General features: G+C 62.5%; 10 protein-coding genes, 1 tRNA gene and 3 pseudogenes. 1 reads left to right on the top strand and 13 read right to left on the bottom strand.

The annotated features are described in order from the left end of the window. Positions 1 to 711 (bottom strand): annotated as a pseudogene (locus ACV4UY_RS11240) (hypothetical protein); the annotation flags it as partial. Positions 712 to 1,054: 343 nt separating this feature from the next. Here ACV4UY_RS11240 and ACV4UY_RS11235 point away from each other — a divergent pair. Beyond that, the gene (locus tag ACV4UY_RS11235) at positions 1,055 to 3,028 is read left to right on the top strand and encodes an O-linked N-acetylglucosamine transferase, SPINDLY family protein (protein ID WP_491607680.1); all 1,974 of its coding nucleotides are present in this window, start codon (positions 1,055 to 1,057) and stop codon (positions 3,026 to 3,028) included. Positions 3,029 to 3,335: 307 nt separating this feature from the next. Here ACV4UY_RS11235 and ACV4UY_RS11230 read toward each other — a convergent pair whose 3' ends face one another. The 12 genes and pseudogenes from ACV4UY_RS11230 to ACV4UY_RS11175 form a co-directional block, all read right to left on the bottom strand. Beyond that, positions 3,336 to 4,235 (bottom strand): spermidine synthase, encoded by a 900-nt coding sequence (locus tag ACV4UY_RS11230; RefSeq protein WP_491607679.1) that lies wholly within the window; start codon positions 4,233 to 4,235, stop codon positions 3,336 to 3,338. Continuing rightward, positions 4,225 to 4,836 (bottom strand): fused MFS/spermidine synthase, encoded by a 612-nt coding sequence (locus tag ACV4UY_RS11225; RefSeq protein WP_491607678.1) that lies wholly within the window; start codon positions 4,834 to 4,836, stop codon positions 4,225 to 4,227. Before ACV4UY_RS11225 ends, ACV4UY_RS11230 begins: the two co-directional genes overlap by 11 nt. A 316-nt stretch (positions 4,837 to 5,152) precedes the next feature. Continuing rightward, positions 5,153 to 5,228, bottom strand: a tRNA-Val gene (locus ACV4UY_RS11220). A 357-nt stretch (positions 5,229 to 5,585) separates the two neighbouring features. Continuing rightward, positions 5,586 to 5,852, bottom strand: a pseudogene (locus tag ACV4UY_RS11215) (HU family DNA-binding protein); the annotation flags it as partial. 164 nt (positions 5,853 to 6,016) lie between these two features. Next, positions 6,017 to 8,476: an endopeptidase La gene (lon, locus tag ACV4UY_RS11210; protein WP_491607677.1), complete on the bottom strand. Its 2,460-nt coding sequence runs from the start codon at positions 8,474 to 8,476 to the stop codon at positions 6,017 to 6,019. A 177-nt stretch (positions 8,477 to 8,653) separates the two neighbouring features. Then, positions 8,654 to 9,925: an ATP-dependent Clp protease ATP-binding subunit ClpX gene (clpX, locus tag ACV4UY_RS11205; protein WP_420906476.1), complete on the bottom strand. Its 1,272-nt coding sequence runs from the start codon at positions 9,923 to 9,925 to the stop codon at positions 8,654 to 8,656. 163 nt (positions 9,926 to 10,088) lie between these two features. After that, entirely contained in the window at positions 10,089 to 10,697 is a 609-nt protein-coding gene (gene clpP, locus ACV4UY_RS11200; protein WP_491607676.1) for an ATP-dependent Clp endopeptidase proteolytic subunit ClpP, read from the bottom strand. A 115-nt stretch (positions 10,698 to 10,812) separates the two neighbouring features. Continuing rightward, on the bottom strand, positions 10,813 to 12,138 hold the full coding sequence (tig, locus tag ACV4UY_RS11195; RefSeq protein WP_491607675.1) for a trigger factor: 1,326 nt from the start codon (positions 12,136 to 12,138) through the stop codon (positions 10,813 to 10,815). 355 nt (positions 12,139 to 12,493) lie between these two features. After that, on the bottom strand, positions 12,494 to 13,228 hold the full coding sequence (locus ACV4UY_RS11190; RefSeq protein WP_491607674.1) for a SapC family protein: 735 nt from the start codon (positions 13,226 to 13,228) through the stop codon (positions 12,494 to 12,496). A gap of 163 nt (positions 13,229 to 13,391) precedes the next feature. After that, complete coding sequence (locus ACV4UY_RS11185) at positions 13,392 to 13,943, bottom strand: hypothetical protein (RefSeq protein WP_491607673.1); 552 nt, start codon at positions 13,941 to 13,943, stop codon at positions 13,392 to 13,394. A 15-nt stretch (positions 13,944 to 13,958) separates the two neighbouring features. After that, positions 13,959 to 14,912, bottom strand: a complete 954-nt coding sequence (gene arsS, locus ACV4UY_RS11180) for an arsenosugar biosynthesis radical SAM (seleno)protein ArsS (RefSeq protein WP_491607672.1) — start codon at positions 14,910 to 14,912, stop codon at positions 13,959 to 13,961. Positions 14,913 to 15,050: 138 nt separating this feature from the next. Continuing rightward, a pseudogene (locus ACV4UY_RS11175) lies at positions 15,051 to 15,474 on the bottom strand (hypothetical protein); the annotation flags it as partial.

Raw genomic sequence — 15,474 nt, 5'->3', positions numbered from 1 at the left:
GGGTTTGGGCGGCTCGGGCGCGGGTTTGGGCGGCTCGGGCGCGGGCTTGGGCGGCGCAAATTGGACTTTCAGGGGTTCGATCGGGGTTCTGGGCTCCAAATGGGCCAGCAGCGTGTCGCCCGTGGTCGGGGTTGGGGCGTGGAAGAGCCCTTGAAAGCCGGCCAACACCAACAGTGCGCCGACCACGATCATCCCGAGACGCATGCCGCCCACGCGACCCGCGAATCGCGCCACCCTTCCGTTGGGTGAAACCGGGTTGAACCGCGAGAACAGGGATACGGAGTCGGGACGCGGCGCGGTCATTTCGGTCAATGGCCGGGTGGAGGAGCTTTTGCGGACCACCTTGGCCGGGCGCGCGGGTTGGAGTTTGGGAAGGTCGGTTTCGGCGACCGGGGCGTCCGGTGGCAGCGCCTGGATCCGTGCCTTGAACCCGTCGCTGATGTGGGAGATTTCGAGTTGAATGACCGAGCCACTCCCACCCGTGGTTTCGTGGATCAGGTTGAACTCAAAAAAACCGGCCTCGCATAGTGTGTTGAGATTCTTGCGAACTTTCTGGTAGGTCGCCTGGCGGATCGGACAGGTGAACGATTTCTTCTCACCCGTCAGCGCGGCAAAGGATTTCCAAAGATAGGTGGTGTGCCGCCGCAACGCATCCACGGCCTGCAACTGGGCATCGGTCAGTTCCACCGGTTCGGTCGATGCTGCACTCATCCTCGCGCTCCTGACCGCGTGGATTTTTCGGATTGGAACCAAACGAACGCCATGGATTCATACGTCCAAGAAATGAGATGCCCTCGTGACACTATAACCGGCGTTTGCCTGCAAGGCCAGGAATCTTGGCTGATGAAAATCGCCAATCCGCGTTCAATCCCGCCAACCCTCTTCCCGGATCGCGTGGCATTGGGCCTTGCATCCAACCCCGATTTGAGCTTTTCATGAAAGGCTCGAAAACAGGCCCGTGCCCAGGACGATCCTTGGCGAGAAACGCCCGCGAGAAAGGTTCACGGTGGGGGATTCCCCATCATGCAAGTCACAACCAACCAAGAGAGTTCAGATGGTCGCTGAATGGGACATTCCCCGATTGATCGGTGAGACGGACGCCTTGATCCAGGCCGGAGAAGGGGCACGCGCGATCGCCCTGTACCGGGAATGGATCGCCGCCAATCCCGCCCACCCCTATCTGCATCTGATCTGCTACAACCTGGCGGTCTCCCTGCAAGCCCAGGGGGATCCCCATGGCGCCCGCGCGGCCTACGAGGCGTCGTTGCACGGCAACGACCACTTCCCGCCGAGCTACATCAACCTCGGCAACATCCTCGAACAGCAGGGTTCGCCAACCGCCGCCGCCGACTGCTGGCGCCAGCTGGTGGATAAGCTGGCGTGGCTGAACGTCGAAAACATCAACTTTCGCAACGCGGCCTTCAAACAGATCGGGCGCGTGGCCGACTCCGCCGGCGCGGAGTGGGCGCTGCGTCAGGCGTTGGAGATCGATCCCCATCAGCACGACGCCATGGAACACTGGTTGAGCGCCCGCCAGCAGCTGTGTCTGTGGCCGGTGGTCGAACCCTTCGCGCGCTGCTCCAAGGCCCATTTGATGACCGGATTCGCGCCCCTCTCCCTGGCGGCCTACAGCGACGATCCGATGCTGCAACTGGCCAACGCCGCCCAGTACAACCGGGTGGACATCGGGCATGCCCCCCAGGATTTCATCCACGAACACCAGGCGTTGCGCGCCAATCCCGGCCCGCGTCCGCGGGTGGGGTATCTCTCCTCGGATCTGCGCATGCACGCCATCGGCTTTCTGATGGCGGAGCTGTTCGAACGCCATGATCCCAACGCCATCGATCTCTATTTCTACTACACCGGACAGCCGGTGGAGAACGATACCCAGCACGAGCGCATCCGCGCCGCCGCCCCCAACTGGCGCGATCTGGCCCCGCTCTCCGACGAGGCGGCGGCCAGGCGGATCCTGGACGATCGCATCGAGATCCTGGTGGACATCAACGGTTACACCTTCGCGGCCCGCCTGAAGGTGCTCTCCATGCGACCGGCGCCGGTGATCGTCAACTGGCTCGGCTATCCGGGCAGCATGGGCTCCCCGTATCACCACTACCTCATCGCCGATCCGTTCGTGCTCCCGCCGGAACACGAGATTTTTTTCAGCGAACGAGTCCTGCGCCTTCCCTGTTATCAACCCAACGACTCGCGCCGGCGGGTGGCGGAGTACCGTCCCACCCGTCAGGATCTCGGATTGCCCGAGGAGGGGGTGGTGTTCTGCTGTTTCAACGGCGTGCGCAAGATCACCGCCTTGACCCTGGAGATGTGGTGCCGGGTGATGGCGCGGGTGCCGGGGAGCGTCATGTGGCTGCTGCATGAAAACGACGCGGCCACCGAGCGGTTGCGGGCGCTGTTCGCCGAGCGCGGCATCGCTCCGGAACGGATCTTCTTTGCTCCCATGGTGGCCAATGCCGACCATCTGGCCCGTTATCCGCTGGTGGATCTGGTGTTGGACTGTTTTCCCTACGGCGCCCACACCACCGCCTCCGATGCGTTGTGGATGGGGGTGCCGATCCTGACGCTGGCCGGATTGTCGTTCCCGTCGCGGGTGTGCGGGAGTCTGGTGCGCGCGGCGGGGTTGGGGGAGCTGGTGTGCGACACGGTGGACGGGTATGTGGCGCGCGCCGTGGCCCTGGGCAACGACCGGGAGGCGTTGGCCGCGTTGCGGAGTCGGCTGGAGGCGGGCCGGTCGAGCTGCGTGCTGTTCGACATGGTGAAGCTCGCCCGCCATCTGGAAGGGCTCTATCACGGGATGCGCGCCGATTTTCTCGCCGATCGGGTGCCTCGTCCGGATCTGGCCAATCTGGCCCTCTATCAGGAGATCGGCATCGGTCTGGATCCGGACGCGGGGGGGTGGCGCGGAACTCTGGAGGCGCTGCGCGTGGCCTATCAGGCGGCCTTGCGCGAGCGGGACCGGTTGGAACTTTTGCGGCACGACGGGCGTTGGTGGACTCCCGAGGCGCGCGATTAAGGTGTGCGGGCGCGTGCGGGCGCGCCTTTGACGCCCTGGTCTTTTCAGGGAGGGGGGGTGCCTTGGAACCAGCCGCCTGCGGCGACCGGTTTGGGGCCATGTTCGCGGGATCGTTTCGCCAAAGACGCGCAACGACCCCACAGCCAAGGCCGCGCGCGGCGTTTTTTCGCAAAAAGCGCGAGCGCTTTTTTGTAGAGCGCGCCCAAGGCAAAGTCACAACCTCGGAGGCGCCGCCTTCGAACCTCCGCCGGGGACCTTGCGGTCTCCGGACCCCCGCGACAGTCCTGGTGATTCCCGGCACTACCGCCTACGGCGTTTGCTCCAGGGGCCGACCATTCAACAGATTCGAGGGGGAGTACTGGTCGGTGAGCAGTCGCGTCCCCGCCGGCCAGCGCGCATTGGTCGCAAAGAGCGAGACCAGCCAGTTGGTGTCGATCGAGAGCTGATCGAGTCTCTCTTTCATCCGCGCGGCGTTCTGACGGATCTGATCCATGCCGGGCAGACCACCCAGCCTGGTCAGGATCACCCGGTTGTGAACCTGCAGGTTGTAATAGGGTCCGAACACATCGGCATAGGTCGCCGACTCCGCGGCATGCAGCTGACCGGAGGAGAAGGTGTTGGCCGCCATCACCCCGTCGGGCGCCAGGAGTGACTTGAGTTCAAGGAGATACTCACGGGTGGTCATGTGCTCCGGCACCGAGAGGTGATCAAAGGCGTCCAGAAAGATCATGTCGTATTGCAATTTCTTGCGCAACGCCTGCTTGACGAAAACCCGACCATCATCCGTATAAATGCGGGTGTTCTTGCTTGGCGTGAAATGGAAAAACTGTTGCGAGACCTTGACCACGGCTGGATCGATTTCAACATTGTCAATCCGGATGTCCGGATACATTTTCTGCAAGGCGACCGTGACGATCCCGCCTCCCAGACCGATGATCAGCGCGTTTCTGGGGGATGGGTTCAGATACAACGCCCCCAATTGCATTTTCGGGGAGTTGAAGACAATGGCCTCCGGATTGTCCAGCGCGATGCAAGCCTGACGTCCATTGTCATGCTTTCCGAATTTCATGCAACGCAAGCCGTTCTCTTCGTAAACCAGAACGTTGCGATACAGCGATTTCTCCTCCACGATCACCTTGGCCTGCACGGGAGTCGCGGTCCATCCAGTCAGAATCAGAACCCACGCGATCCAGAATTTATGCGCCATTGTTCTGCTCCGCTTTCGCGTGGTCGGCGAGCACGCCAATCGTGGCCACCGCGAACGAGATGGCCAACATGCCGTCGATGATCTGATTCAATTCAAACAGCAAAACCAGATAGAACGAGGTGAGCAGCGTTCCTGCCGTGCTGCCGAACGTGGAAATGAAAAAGACCTTGCCAGCCACCTGACCCGAATCCCCGAGTCCATGCACCAACAGACGGATGGCATAGGGTGAGATGGTCCCCGAGATGGTGATGGGCAGGAAAAACAGCAAAAAGGAGGAGAGCAGAGCCCCGTAGCGGGGATCCGGCACCCGTTCGAACACCATTTCCAGAATGGGCGTGGAAAAGCTGGCGCAGGGCAGAGAGGTGAGCGTGGCCAGGCCCAACAACAGGCTCAATTTGCGCAGACTGGGTTGATGGGTCGAAAACTGGCCTCCGATCAGATAGCCGATGGAGAGGGCCAGCATGAACAGGGCAATGATGGCCCCCCAGACATAGATCCCGGTGCCGAAGAAGGGGGAGAGGGCGCGACCTCCCAACAGTTCGACCGCCATCACGTAGTAACCCGACCAACCGGCGATCAGATAGACAAGCATGGTTTTCATGTTCATGGGGCTTCTTTCTCTCGTCCGTGATCCTGGCAGGATGTGGATGAATCGGTCACCCCATCCGCAGGATCTGGAATGATCGGGTCGGCGGAATTCGGCCAATCCCGTTGCGTGGGTTCGGGCCCCTCAAAAAACGGGCAACCCAAGTTGACGGGCAAGGCAGATCGGGGGGCATGCGTTTCCTGAATGGTTACCTGGGAATGGCGCGGATGTCAATGAACTTTCCCGTGCCTCCCTGGAACACAAAATAGCCCGTAAAATATTGATTTTTACGGGCTTTGCGCACTTCAACGAACGTTGGCGAACTAAGACTTGGTGGGCGGAACAGGGTTCGAACCCGTGACCCTCGGCTTGTAAGGCCGATGCTCTCCCGGCTGAGCTATCCGCCCGGGCATGCCCAAAAAGCCGATCGTTCCCATGGGTGACGGGCGATCGCGTGGGCCATTTGGAGAATGATATCCAGGAAGCTGCCTCATGCCCCCCCGGACCCTGCAACGCCCGGACGAGCGTCGCACGGAATCCGCGGGTGGGGAGTACGTTGCCCTTGCAACCGGTTACCTCCATGCGTGGGTTGCCACGTCATGGGGAGAGGGGTGCGGCTCGTGGGTCAATAAAAGGGATTATTTCTTTTTCTTGACGGATTTTTTGGGTTCGACCGCGGGAGCGGGAGCAACGGGAGCCGGGGCCGGTTTTTTGGCGGCGGGCGCGGGCTTGACGGCGGGCGCCGGAGCAGGCTGGGGCGGGGTGACCGCATCCTTGAGACCCTTGCCGGGCTTGAACTTCGGAAGGTTTGCGGCGGGAATGTTGATCTCGGCGCCGGTGCGCGGATTGCGGCCCGTGCGCGCGGCACGTTCGGTGACCATGAAGGAGCCGAAACCAACCAGATTCACCTGCTGTCCACCCTTCAAGGCGTTCTGGATGGCATGAATCACGGCATCGATGGCTTCGGAGGCCTGGATCTTGGTCAAATTGGTTTCCGCGGCGACGGCATCAACGAGTTCGGATTTGTTCAATGGAAGTTCTCCCCTGGCAAGACGTTCCGGTTAACCTGGCGGGCGCCTTGCGTGAGCGCTCGCCCATGGTGTTCTTCCGGGGTTACTATACGTTGCGAATCTTTGCTGTCAAGCGATTTTCTCGCTCTCTGGCTTACATTTTCCGCGCCCGACCGCGCCCCGCGTCAATGGGTGAGAGAGGGGGCATCCTCGTGATCCTCCTCGTGGGGCAACAGCAGCGCCGGATCGGTTTTCTCCAGGGAGAGATCCACCGTGTTGGCCACCTTGTCGAGCATTTTCAGCTCTCCGCGCAGGGCCAGTTTGAGCACCTGATCCATGTGGGTGACCGGATGGATCTCCAGATCCTTGAGGATGCTCAAGGAGATCTCCTTGAGATCCTTGACGTTCTCCTCCGGAATGATGATGTGTTTGATGCCGGCGCGATGGGCGGCGAGCAGCTTCTCCTTGAGTCCGCCGATGATCAACACCCGACCCCGCAGGGTGATCTCGCCGGTCATGGCCACGTCCTTGCGCACCGGAATGCCATACAGGGCGCTCACCAGGGCGGTACACATGGCGATGCCCGCCGACGGACCATCCTTGGGTGTGGCCCCCTCCGGGACATGGATGTGGATGTCGTGTTTCTGGAAAAATTCCTCGACCTCCATGCCCCACTCGCGGGCACGGGAACGGGCATAGGTGAGGGCCGCCTGGGCCGACTCCTGCATCACGTCGCCCAACTTGCCGGTGGTGGTCAACTTCCCCTTGCCCTCGATGTGGATGCTCTCGATGGTCAGAAGCTCCCCGCCAACCTCGGTCCAGGCCAGACCCGTGGCCACGCCCACCAGATCCTCGTCCTCGGCCAGGCCGAAGCGGTAGCGTCGCACCCCCAGGAATTTGCCCAGACTTTTGGAGCCGATCGAGATCCGTTCGTTCTTCGGATCGGTGAGGATCGCCCGCGCCGATTTGCGGCACAGGCTGGCGATTTCGCGATCCAGACCGCGCACCCCGGATTCGCGGGTGTAGTAGCGGATGATGTCCTGCAACGCGCCGGAAGAGAGGGTGAACTCCCCCTCCTTGAGGCCATGGGTCTCCATCTCCTTGGGGATCAGATAGCGGGTGGCGATGCGCATCTTCTCCTGTTCGGTGTAGCCGGCCAGACGGATGATCTCCATGCGGTCGAGCAGGGGACGCGGGATGTTGAGGCTGTTGGCCGTGGTGATGAACATCACCTTGGAGAGGTCGTAATCCACCTCCAGGTAGTGGTCGTTGAAGGTGGCGTTCTGTTCCGGATCGAGCACCTCGAGCAGGGCCGAGGAGGGATCGCCGCGAAAATCCGAACCCACCTTGTCGATCTCGTCGAGCAGAAAGAGGGGATTGTTCGAGCCGGCCTTCTTCATCGACTGGATGATCTTGCCCGGCAGCGAACCGATGTAGGTGCGGCGATGGCCGCGGATCTCTGCCTCGTCGCGGATGCCGCCCAGCGACATGCGCACGTATTCGCGCCCCGAAGCCCTGGCGATCGACTTGGCCAGGGAGGTCTTGCCCACGCCGGGCGGTCCCACCAGGCAGAGGATCGGACCCTTGATCTTTTCGACCTTCAATTGCACGGCCAGTTGTTCGAGAATCCGTTCCTTGACCTTCTCGAGTCCCCAGTGATCCTCCTCCAGGATCTCCTCGGCGCGGGTGAGGTCATGCTTGAGTTCGGTGGTCTTGTTCCAGGGCAGGCTCACCAGCCAGTCCACATAGTTGCGCACCACCGTGGCCTCGGCGGACATGGGGGCCATCTGCTTGAGTTTTTTCAGCTCCGATTCGGCCTTTTTGCGTGCCTCCTCGGTCATCCCCACCGAGGCGATCTTTTCGGCCAGTTCGTTGATCTCGTCCTTTTCGTCGTCCCGGTCGCCCAGCTCTTTTTGGATCGCCTTCATCTGTTCGTTGAGATAGTAGTCCCGGTGACTCTTCTCCATCTGCCGCTTGACGCGACCGCGCACCCGCTTTTCCACCTGGAGGACATCAATCTCCTGCTCGAGCACCAGCAACAGCCGCTCCAGACGGGAACTCACCGTGGGCAGTTCCAGAAGCTCCTGCTTTTCGGTCACCTTCAGGGCCACATGGGTGGCGGCGATGTCGGCCAGGCGACTCGGATCGTGGACCGATTGCAGGGTCTGGAGCACCTCGGGGGCGATTTTTTTGTTGAGCTTGGCGTAGTTGTCGAACTGCTCGACCACCGTGCGCATCATCGCCTGGCACTCGGTGGCATCCGAGGGTTCGTCCTCCACATAGCGCCCCTCGACCAGATAATAGGGGTCTTTCTGGATGTAGCGCTTGATCTGCATGCGCCGTCCGCCCTCCACCAGCACCTTCACGGTGCCGTCCGGGAGCTTGAGCACCTGGAGAATGCTCCCCACCACGCCGACCGAATAGATCTCCTCCTGCTCCGGATTGTCGTTGGTGGCCACCTTCTGGGCCACCAGCAGAATCAACCGGCTCTCCTCGCGACCGGTCACCGCCTCCAGGGCGCGGATCGAACGTTCCCGACCCACGAACAGCGGCACGATCATATGGGGGAATACCACGATATCCCGCAGCGGCAGGGCGGGAATGCGCATCGACTGCAAACCGAACGGATCCTTCAGAATGGCCATGTGGCAGGAATCCTCTTGGAAATTTTTCTGGTGCTTTAAGTAGAGATTTTCTTGGAAAGGGCAACTCGCGGAGTTTCTGCGTCACCGGGGAAAAAGGGGGCGGCTCCGATGGTTCTTCGGGGTGCCTTCCCATCTTCCCCGGCGCGCTGCTCCGGGGTCGTGACAACAACGATACGCTCAGGCCTGGGCGGCCCGTTGCGACTCCTCGTGAATCAACAGGGGCTCGGAGTCGTTTTCGATGCACTCCTGATTGATCACCACCTCGGTGACATCCCCCATGGAGGGTATGTCGAACATGATGCCCAGCAGCACGGCCTCGAGAATGGCACGCAGTCCGCGGGCGCCGGTCTTGCGCTTGATCGCCTTGCGGGCCACGGCGCGTACCGCCTCGTCGGTGAAGGTCAGCTTCACCCCCTCCATGTACAGCAGCTTGGCATACTGCTTCAGGAGCGCGTTGCGCGGCTCGCGCATGATCTTGACCAACGCCTCCTGGTCCAGTTCCTCCAGGGTGGCGATCACCGGCAGACGGCCCACGAACTCCGGAATCAGCCCGAACTGCAACAGATCCTCGGGTTCGAGCATGGCCAGAAGCTCGTTCACCTTGCCATCGGCATCCTTGCTCTTCACCTCGGCGCCGAAGCCGATGCCGTGATGCTTGTTGGAACGCCGTTCGATGATCTTCTCCAGTCCGTTGAAGGCCCCACCGCAGATGATCAGGATGTTGGTGGTATCGACCTGGAGATACTCCTGCTGGGGATGCTTGCGTCCTCCCTGGGGCGGCACGCTGGCGATTGTCCCCTCGATGATCTTCAAGAGCGCCTGCTGCACCCCTTCGCCCGAAACGTCGCGGGTGATCGAGGGGTTTTCCGACTTGCGGGAGATCTTGTCGATTTCGTCGATGAAGACGATGCCCCGCTGGGCCTTCTCCACGTCGTTGTCCGCGGCCTGGAGCAGACGCAGGATGATGTTCTCCACATCCTCGCCCACGTAGCCGGCCTCGGTGAGGGTGGTGGCGTCGGTGATCGTGAAGGGGACATCCAGGATGCGCGCCAGGGTTTGGGCCAGAAGGGTCTTGCCGCAGCCGGTCGGACCGATCAGGAGCACGTTGCTCTTGGCGATCTCCACATCGGCGTGCTCTTCGGAGCCGCGGCTCTCCAGACGCTTGTAGTGGTTGTAGACCGCCACCGACAGGATCCGCTTGGCCTTCTCCTGGCCGATGACGTACTCGTCCAGGATCGACTTGATTTCGCGCGGGGCCGGAATGCCGGCCCGTTTGCGCAGCGGACCGTTCTCGGCCTTGTCCTCCTTGAGAATGTCGCGGCACAGATCCACGCATTCGTTGCAGATGAACACCGAGGGGCCGGCGATCAGCTTGCGCACCTCGTGCTGGGTCTTGCCGCAGAAATTGCAGTGCAGCAGCGGACCGCTATCCGTGATTTTCTTGGCCATGTAATGTGACTCGTTCCTTGCAGCGTTCTTTCCCACGGCCCCTTCTCGCAAAGGGTTCGTGGGTGGGGATGGGGGTTCCCCTCAGCCTTATTTCTTTAACAGGGGCGCCGTGATGCGGGGATCCGGCGCGCGATCGTCGCGATTCGAAACCGTGCAGCCGCGATCACTGCTCCTCGTTTTCGACCGGCAGGTCGCGTTTGTCGATCATCCGATCGGCCAGGCCATAGGCGCACGCCTCGGGGGCCTCCATGAAGTAGTCGCGATCCATGTCGCGGCTGATTCGTTTCACCGGTTGACCGGTGTGGTGGGCGAGGATCTGGTTGAGCCGATCGCGGATGCGCAGGATCTCCTTGGCGTGGATCTGGATATCCTCGGCCTGACCCTGATACCCGCCGGAGGGTTGATGGATCATCACCCGGGCGTTGGGGAGGAGCAATCGTTTTCCCTTGGCGCCGGCGGCCAGGAGCACCGCGCCCATGCTGGCCGCCTGACCGATGCACAGCGTGCTGACATCCGGTCGGATGAACTGCATGGTGTCGTAGATGGCCAGCCCGGCGGTGACGTGACCGCCGGGGCTGTTGATGTAGAGATGGATATCCTTCTCCGGGTTTTCCGATTCGAGAAAGAGCAGCTGGGCGACGACCAGGTTGGCCGAGTGGTCATCCACCGGTCCCACCATGAACACCACCCGCTCTTTGAGCAGTCGGGAGTAGATGTCGTAGGCCCGTTCGCCGCGATTGGTGGACTCGACCACCATGGGAACCAGATTCATGGCAATACCTTCAATCCTCTGTGTTGAGATCCATCCGACTTCATGAAACGACCGCGCCACCCGACCGGCCCGGAACCCCCACCCCCGATGCGGGGGTGACGCCCACCTCTTCGGATCAGGCGTTCTCTGCCAGCAGTGCATCCAGGGTCACGGACTCGTCGGTGATCACGCCATGCGCCTTGATCCAGTCGTTGACCATCTCTTCGAGCACCGCGCCGCGAATTCCGTCCATGCGGCTTTCGTCCTCGCGCGCCCAGCGCTTGAACTCCGCGGCCCGACCGCCGTACACCTCGGCCAGCTTGTTCAGATGGGCATCCACCCGTTCGTCGTTGACCTCCAGACCCTCCTGCTTGGCGATCGCGCCGAGCACCAGACCCAGACGGAGCCGCTTTTCGGCGGTGGGCTTGAATTCGCTGGCCAGCACGTCATCGGTCAGGCCATGCTGATCCGGGGTCATGCCGCGGGCGACCGTATCCTCCTTGAACTGCTCGATCATGGCCTCGACCTCGCGATCGACCATCTTGCTCGGCAGATCGAAGGCGTTGGCCTCCACCAGGCCGTCATGGATCCGGCGTTGCAGTTGCTTTTCCATCGCGCTGGCGGCCCGACGGTCGAGATCCTGACGGATGCGGGTCTTGAGAGCCTCCAGTCCACCCTCCTTGATCCCCTCGGCCTCGGCCAGGGCATCGTCGATGCCGGGCAGAACCCGCTCGCGCACCTCGGAGAGCGAACATTGGAACTCCGCCGCCTTGCCGGCCAGATGGGGGGCGCCGTAGTTTTCCGGGAAGGTGACCTTCACGGTCCGCTCCTCGCCCACCGCCAGACCGATCAGCTGATCCTCGAAACCGGGGATGAAACGACCGCCGCCCAGTTCCAGAACATACCCTTCGGCAGAGCCGCCATCGAAGGCCTCGCCATCGACGAAGCCCTTGAAGTTCAAGACGATCTGATCGCCGGAAGCCGCTTGGCGACCCTCACGGGTCTCGTAGCCGGCATGGCGTTCGCGGCGTTGTTCCAGGGCGGTGTCGATATCGGCGTCGGTCACCTCGGCCACGCGGCGCGTCAGGGTCATCCCCTGGTAGCCTTGCGGTTTCACATCCGGCATGATCTGCACCTTGGCCGTGAAACCGAACGGTTGATCGCGGGTCACCGGGGCCTCCAGGTGCAATTCCGGGTTGCCCACGGTGCGCAGCGCATGTTCCTGAATGGCCTTGCCCATCCCCTCTTGCATCAGCTGTTCCATGATGGTCTGGGAAAGATGATCCTTGAAACGGTTTTCCAGATGTTTCTTCGGTGCCTTGCCCGGACGGAAGCCGGGCAGCTTGATGGTCGCGGCCAGTTGCGAAATTTCCGCTTCCAGACGGGCATTGACCTGATCGGCGGCCACGCGCACCGTGATGGTACGCTCCAGGGCGCCGGTTTGCTCGACAGTGACTTCCATGACATCCCCGATAATTGGTTGCTGGTTTGAATGCTTGCATGCGTGGGGGAAATCCCCCTCATCCCCCGGTCGTGGACCTGCCGGACAGGGGATTTTCGGTAACGGGCCTGATGGGGGGAGAACCCCTCACCCCCCGACCATGACTCTCCCTGACGGGAGTTCCACGGTAACGGGCCTGATGGGGGGAGAACCCCTCACCCCCCGACCATGACCCTCCCTGACGGGAATTCCACGGTAAAAAGAGAAAAGATACCCCCCGTCCGGGGTGAAACGCAATCCTTGGCGCCGGACGGAGGGAATTTAACCTGGATCGGCTGGCTGTCGGGGTTCCGACAGGCCTCGGGTCGGGGGCACTCTATGCCCGATCCCGCGTGGAAAGGAGCGTGGCCAGACGGTTGATATTGCCCAGGGAGATCAGATGGGCATAGATCCAGCCCATCTCGCCGGAACGGAACAGCTCCATGGCCTGGGACTCTTCCAGGGCCAGCAGTTTCTGCTCATCGACGGTCATCAGCCCTTGCAGGGCGAATTTCTGACCACCCGCGACCTCCACCTGTGCGGTCATGGTGGTGAGCAGCCCCAGCTTTTGCAACCGCTCGATGAATTGCGCGGTGCGGCGGAACCCCTCCTGATATTCTTGCAGGAAACGGATCGTGTTGTTCATCAGCGGGGTGGGCTCGCCATCCTCGCCGAACAGGGCCTCGCCGCTCTCGGTGTTGAAACCGGGGAATGCCACGTCCAGGCAGACGGTCCACTGGTCGGGCTGGGTGGGATTCTCGGCCAGGATGAAAGGATAACGCCGCACGAAGGCCGGCACGTAGGCACTGCTCCAGCGTCCGTCATGGCCCAGGTAGAGGTTTTCGTCCGTGCGTACCCCCAGCAGCGCGGCGGCCAGCACCACCCCGTCGTTCACCTGCAAAAAGACGATCGGAAACTCCTTGGCCGCGTGTTGAAACTCCATGCCCGCCAACGGCACCGAGTTGGTCCTGGCGGCAAAGCCCGAATCCGCTCGCGTGGCATCCAGTTTCAGGGCGCGATGGCGCTCCTTGTTGAGGGGTTCCGGGCGGTCGTAAAACATGACTTGTGGCATGGTTGCACATCCTGTGGTTGAAATTGTGGACGATGGCTGGCCATCGAAGGTTCATGAACAGGCCTGATCGGGGGCGTTCCCCCTCACTCCCCGACCGTGGATCTCCCTTGCGGGGGTGTCACGATCAACGACACATGGGTTCCGGATGCCGGGTTGCCGGCGGTCAATGCAGAACGCGCCCCCTTTCCAGGGTGGTGACCGTGGGTGGGAGTCCCGCGGTCAGGTTCAGTTCCATCTGCCAATCCGCAGCAGAGACGGCATCCGCGAGCAGTTTGCAAAAAGCGTGCAGGAGTGTCATGTCCATGGTGACCTCGATGCCCTGGCCGCGTTCCGGGTGGAGCTGGAGCTGGCGCAACGACTCGTGACCCGGCACCAGGGCGATGCGTGCGTGTACCGCCAGAATCGGGGCCGCACCCAGGGGCAGCAGGGCACCGCCGGGGGGGTCCTGGAACCGGGCCTGGAAATCGGCTCCCGCCGTGGCGTTCTCGTGCATGAAACCGAGCATGGCCGAGCGGGTTGCCTGATCCAGATAGCCGGCCACCTCGGGTTGCGACTCCAGGGACTGACGCAACGCCGGCCACAGACGCTGCACGAAACGGCGCGTCAGCCAGAAACGGAACTCCCGGCGATCCGTGGTGTTCAGACGCAACAGAAGGCGATCCTCCGCAGGTGCGTAGGCTGCCTGCAATTGATGGATCTTCACCGCGGTTCCCATGACGTTGGATCTCCCTCAAGCGGCCAGGGCGCCGGCGCATGAGGAGCCGGCGCCGGCGGTGCAACCCAGACAGTGATCTCCGGTGGCGATGCGACGGGTGACCGGCGTGGTGGCCAGGGTGCTCACATCGGGATGGTCGGTGGTCACCGGCAGGTTCAGGGCCAGGTTGAAATCGCAGTCGAACAGCCGTCCATCCCAGCGGATGCTGATCTGGTGGCGACACATGAGCCGATCCAGGGTACGGGGATTGAAGGACTCCTTCAAGAGGGCGAAATAGCGCTCCTCGGCTCCCTGACGGCGCAGATCGGCGCGAAAACGACCGATCGGCATGTTGGTGATGGTCAAGAGACGGGAGAACTCCACCCCGTGATCGGTGCGCAGCCGTTGCCGGTAGCTCTCTTCCAGCCGGGTTTGATCCGGCGGCAGGGAGGCGCCATCCGGGTTGTAGACCAGATCGAGGGGCAGTTCGGGGGTGATGCCGTAGCCCAGGTCGTTCAGGTGGCGCAACGCGGCGATGGCGCGGACGAAGGTGCCGGGACCGCGCTGGCGATCGACGTTGGCTTCCAGGTAGCAGGGCAGGGAGCCGGTCAGCGCCACCCGCCGGTCGCGCAGGAACGGGGCGACGGTCTCCATGCCGGGATCCTGGTGGATGGTCAGGTTGGTGCGCACGCTCACGCGCAGGGAGAGCGCCAGGAGCGCTTCCACCAGCCGTTGAAAAGCGGGATGGAGTTCTGGCGCGCCACCGGTCAGCTCCACCGTGTGGCAGGCGGTGTTGGGCAGTTGTTGCAACAGGCTTTCGATAATATCCTGCGTCATGAATTCGTCGCGGCGCGGCGAGGCGCCGATATGGCAGTGACGGCACTCCAGGGTGCAGCGTGGGCCCAGATTGATCTGAATGGTCTCCAGATCCTGGCCGTGCAGTTGCGTGGCGCCGGTTTGGCTCGCCACCTGGCGCAGAAAATCGTTCATCGGGGATCCGTGACAAGCTGGGCGCGGTGGAACCCCCTTTGAGGGGCATTCCTGACTTTCTTGGATTTCGGGAAGTCATCACTCTAGCACAACCCGAGGGGCGCGTCCACCCGGCACGGCGATTCCGGGAAACGGCGGTCACTCGATGCGGGTCACATGGCCGTTCTGCCAGGTGCCGCGATAGCCGCCGCCGGTGGAGAAGCGGAATTCACCTGGACCATGTTTCTTGCCGTTGCGCCACTGGCCGATGTAGCGGGCGCCGTCGTCATGGACAAAGGTGCCGGTGCCGTTCTGACAGTTCCCCTCCACGCAGCCGATCAGGCGGGTTGGTTGGGTGGTCTCGCCGGGTTTTCCACGCGTATCGGGTTTTGGTGTGCCGGGTTGTGGCGGTGCGGCCACGCCCGGAGCGGGCATGCCGGGCTGGGGTGGCGCGACCGAACCAGTCGGCGGGGGCGTTGGCATGACGGAGCCAGCGGGCTGGGGTGGCGCGACCGAACCAGTCGGCGGGGGCGTTGGGGCGACGACGCCCTTGGCCTCCAGCCTGGGCGTGCCGGGCGGTGGG

The sequence above is a fragment of the Candidatus Magnetaquiglobus sp. genome (assembly GCF_058402785.1).
The sequence above is the reverse complement of the archived record's forward strand: the minus strand, read 5'-3'. Positions and strand labels throughout refer to the sequence as shown.

What these genes read in the sequence shown, in the direction of transcription:
- ACV4UY_RS11185 (WP_491607673.1), bottom strand. Translation starts at nt 13,943, where the DNA reads ATGGGAACCGCGGTGAAGATCCATCAATTGCAGGCAGCCTACGCACCT.
- ACV4UY_RS11190 (WP_491607674.1), bottom strand. Translation starts at nt 13,228, where the DNA reads ATGCCACAAGTCATGTTTTACGACCGCCCGGAACCCCTCAACAAGGAG.
- lon (WP_491607677.1), bottom strand. Translation starts at nt 8,476, where the DNA reads ATGGCCATTCTGAAGGATCCGTTCGGTTTGCAGTCGATGCGCATTCCC.
- arsS (WP_491607672.1), bottom strand. Translation starts at nt 14,912, where the DNA reads ATGAACGATTTTCTGCGCCAGGTGGCGAGCCAAACCGGCGCCACGCAA.
- ACV4UY_RS11225 (WP_491607678.1), bottom strand. Translation starts at nt 4,836, where the DNA reads ATGAAAACCATGCTTGTCTATCTGATCGCCGGTTGGTCGGGTTACTAC.
- ACV4UY_RS11230 (WP_491607679.1), bottom strand. Translation starts at nt 4,235, where the DNA reads ATGGCGCATAAATTCTGGATCGCGTGGGTTCTGATTCTGACTGGATGG.
- tig (WP_491607675.1), bottom strand. Translation starts at nt 12,138, where the DNA reads ATGGAAGTCACTGTCGAGCAAACCGGCGCCCTGGAGCGTACCATCACG.
- ACV4UY_RS11235 (WP_491607680.1), top strand. Translation starts at nt 1,055, where the DNA reads ATGGTCGCTGAATGGGACATTCCCCGATTGATCGGTGAGACGGACGCC.
- clpP (WP_491607676.1), bottom strand. Translation starts at nt 10,697, where the DNA reads ATGAATCTGGTTCCCATGGTGGTCGAGTCCACCAATCGCGGCGAACGG.
- clpX (WP_420906476.1), bottom strand. Translation starts at nt 9,925, where the DNA reads ATGGCCAAGAAAATCACGGATAGCGGTCCGCTGCTGCACTGCAATTTC.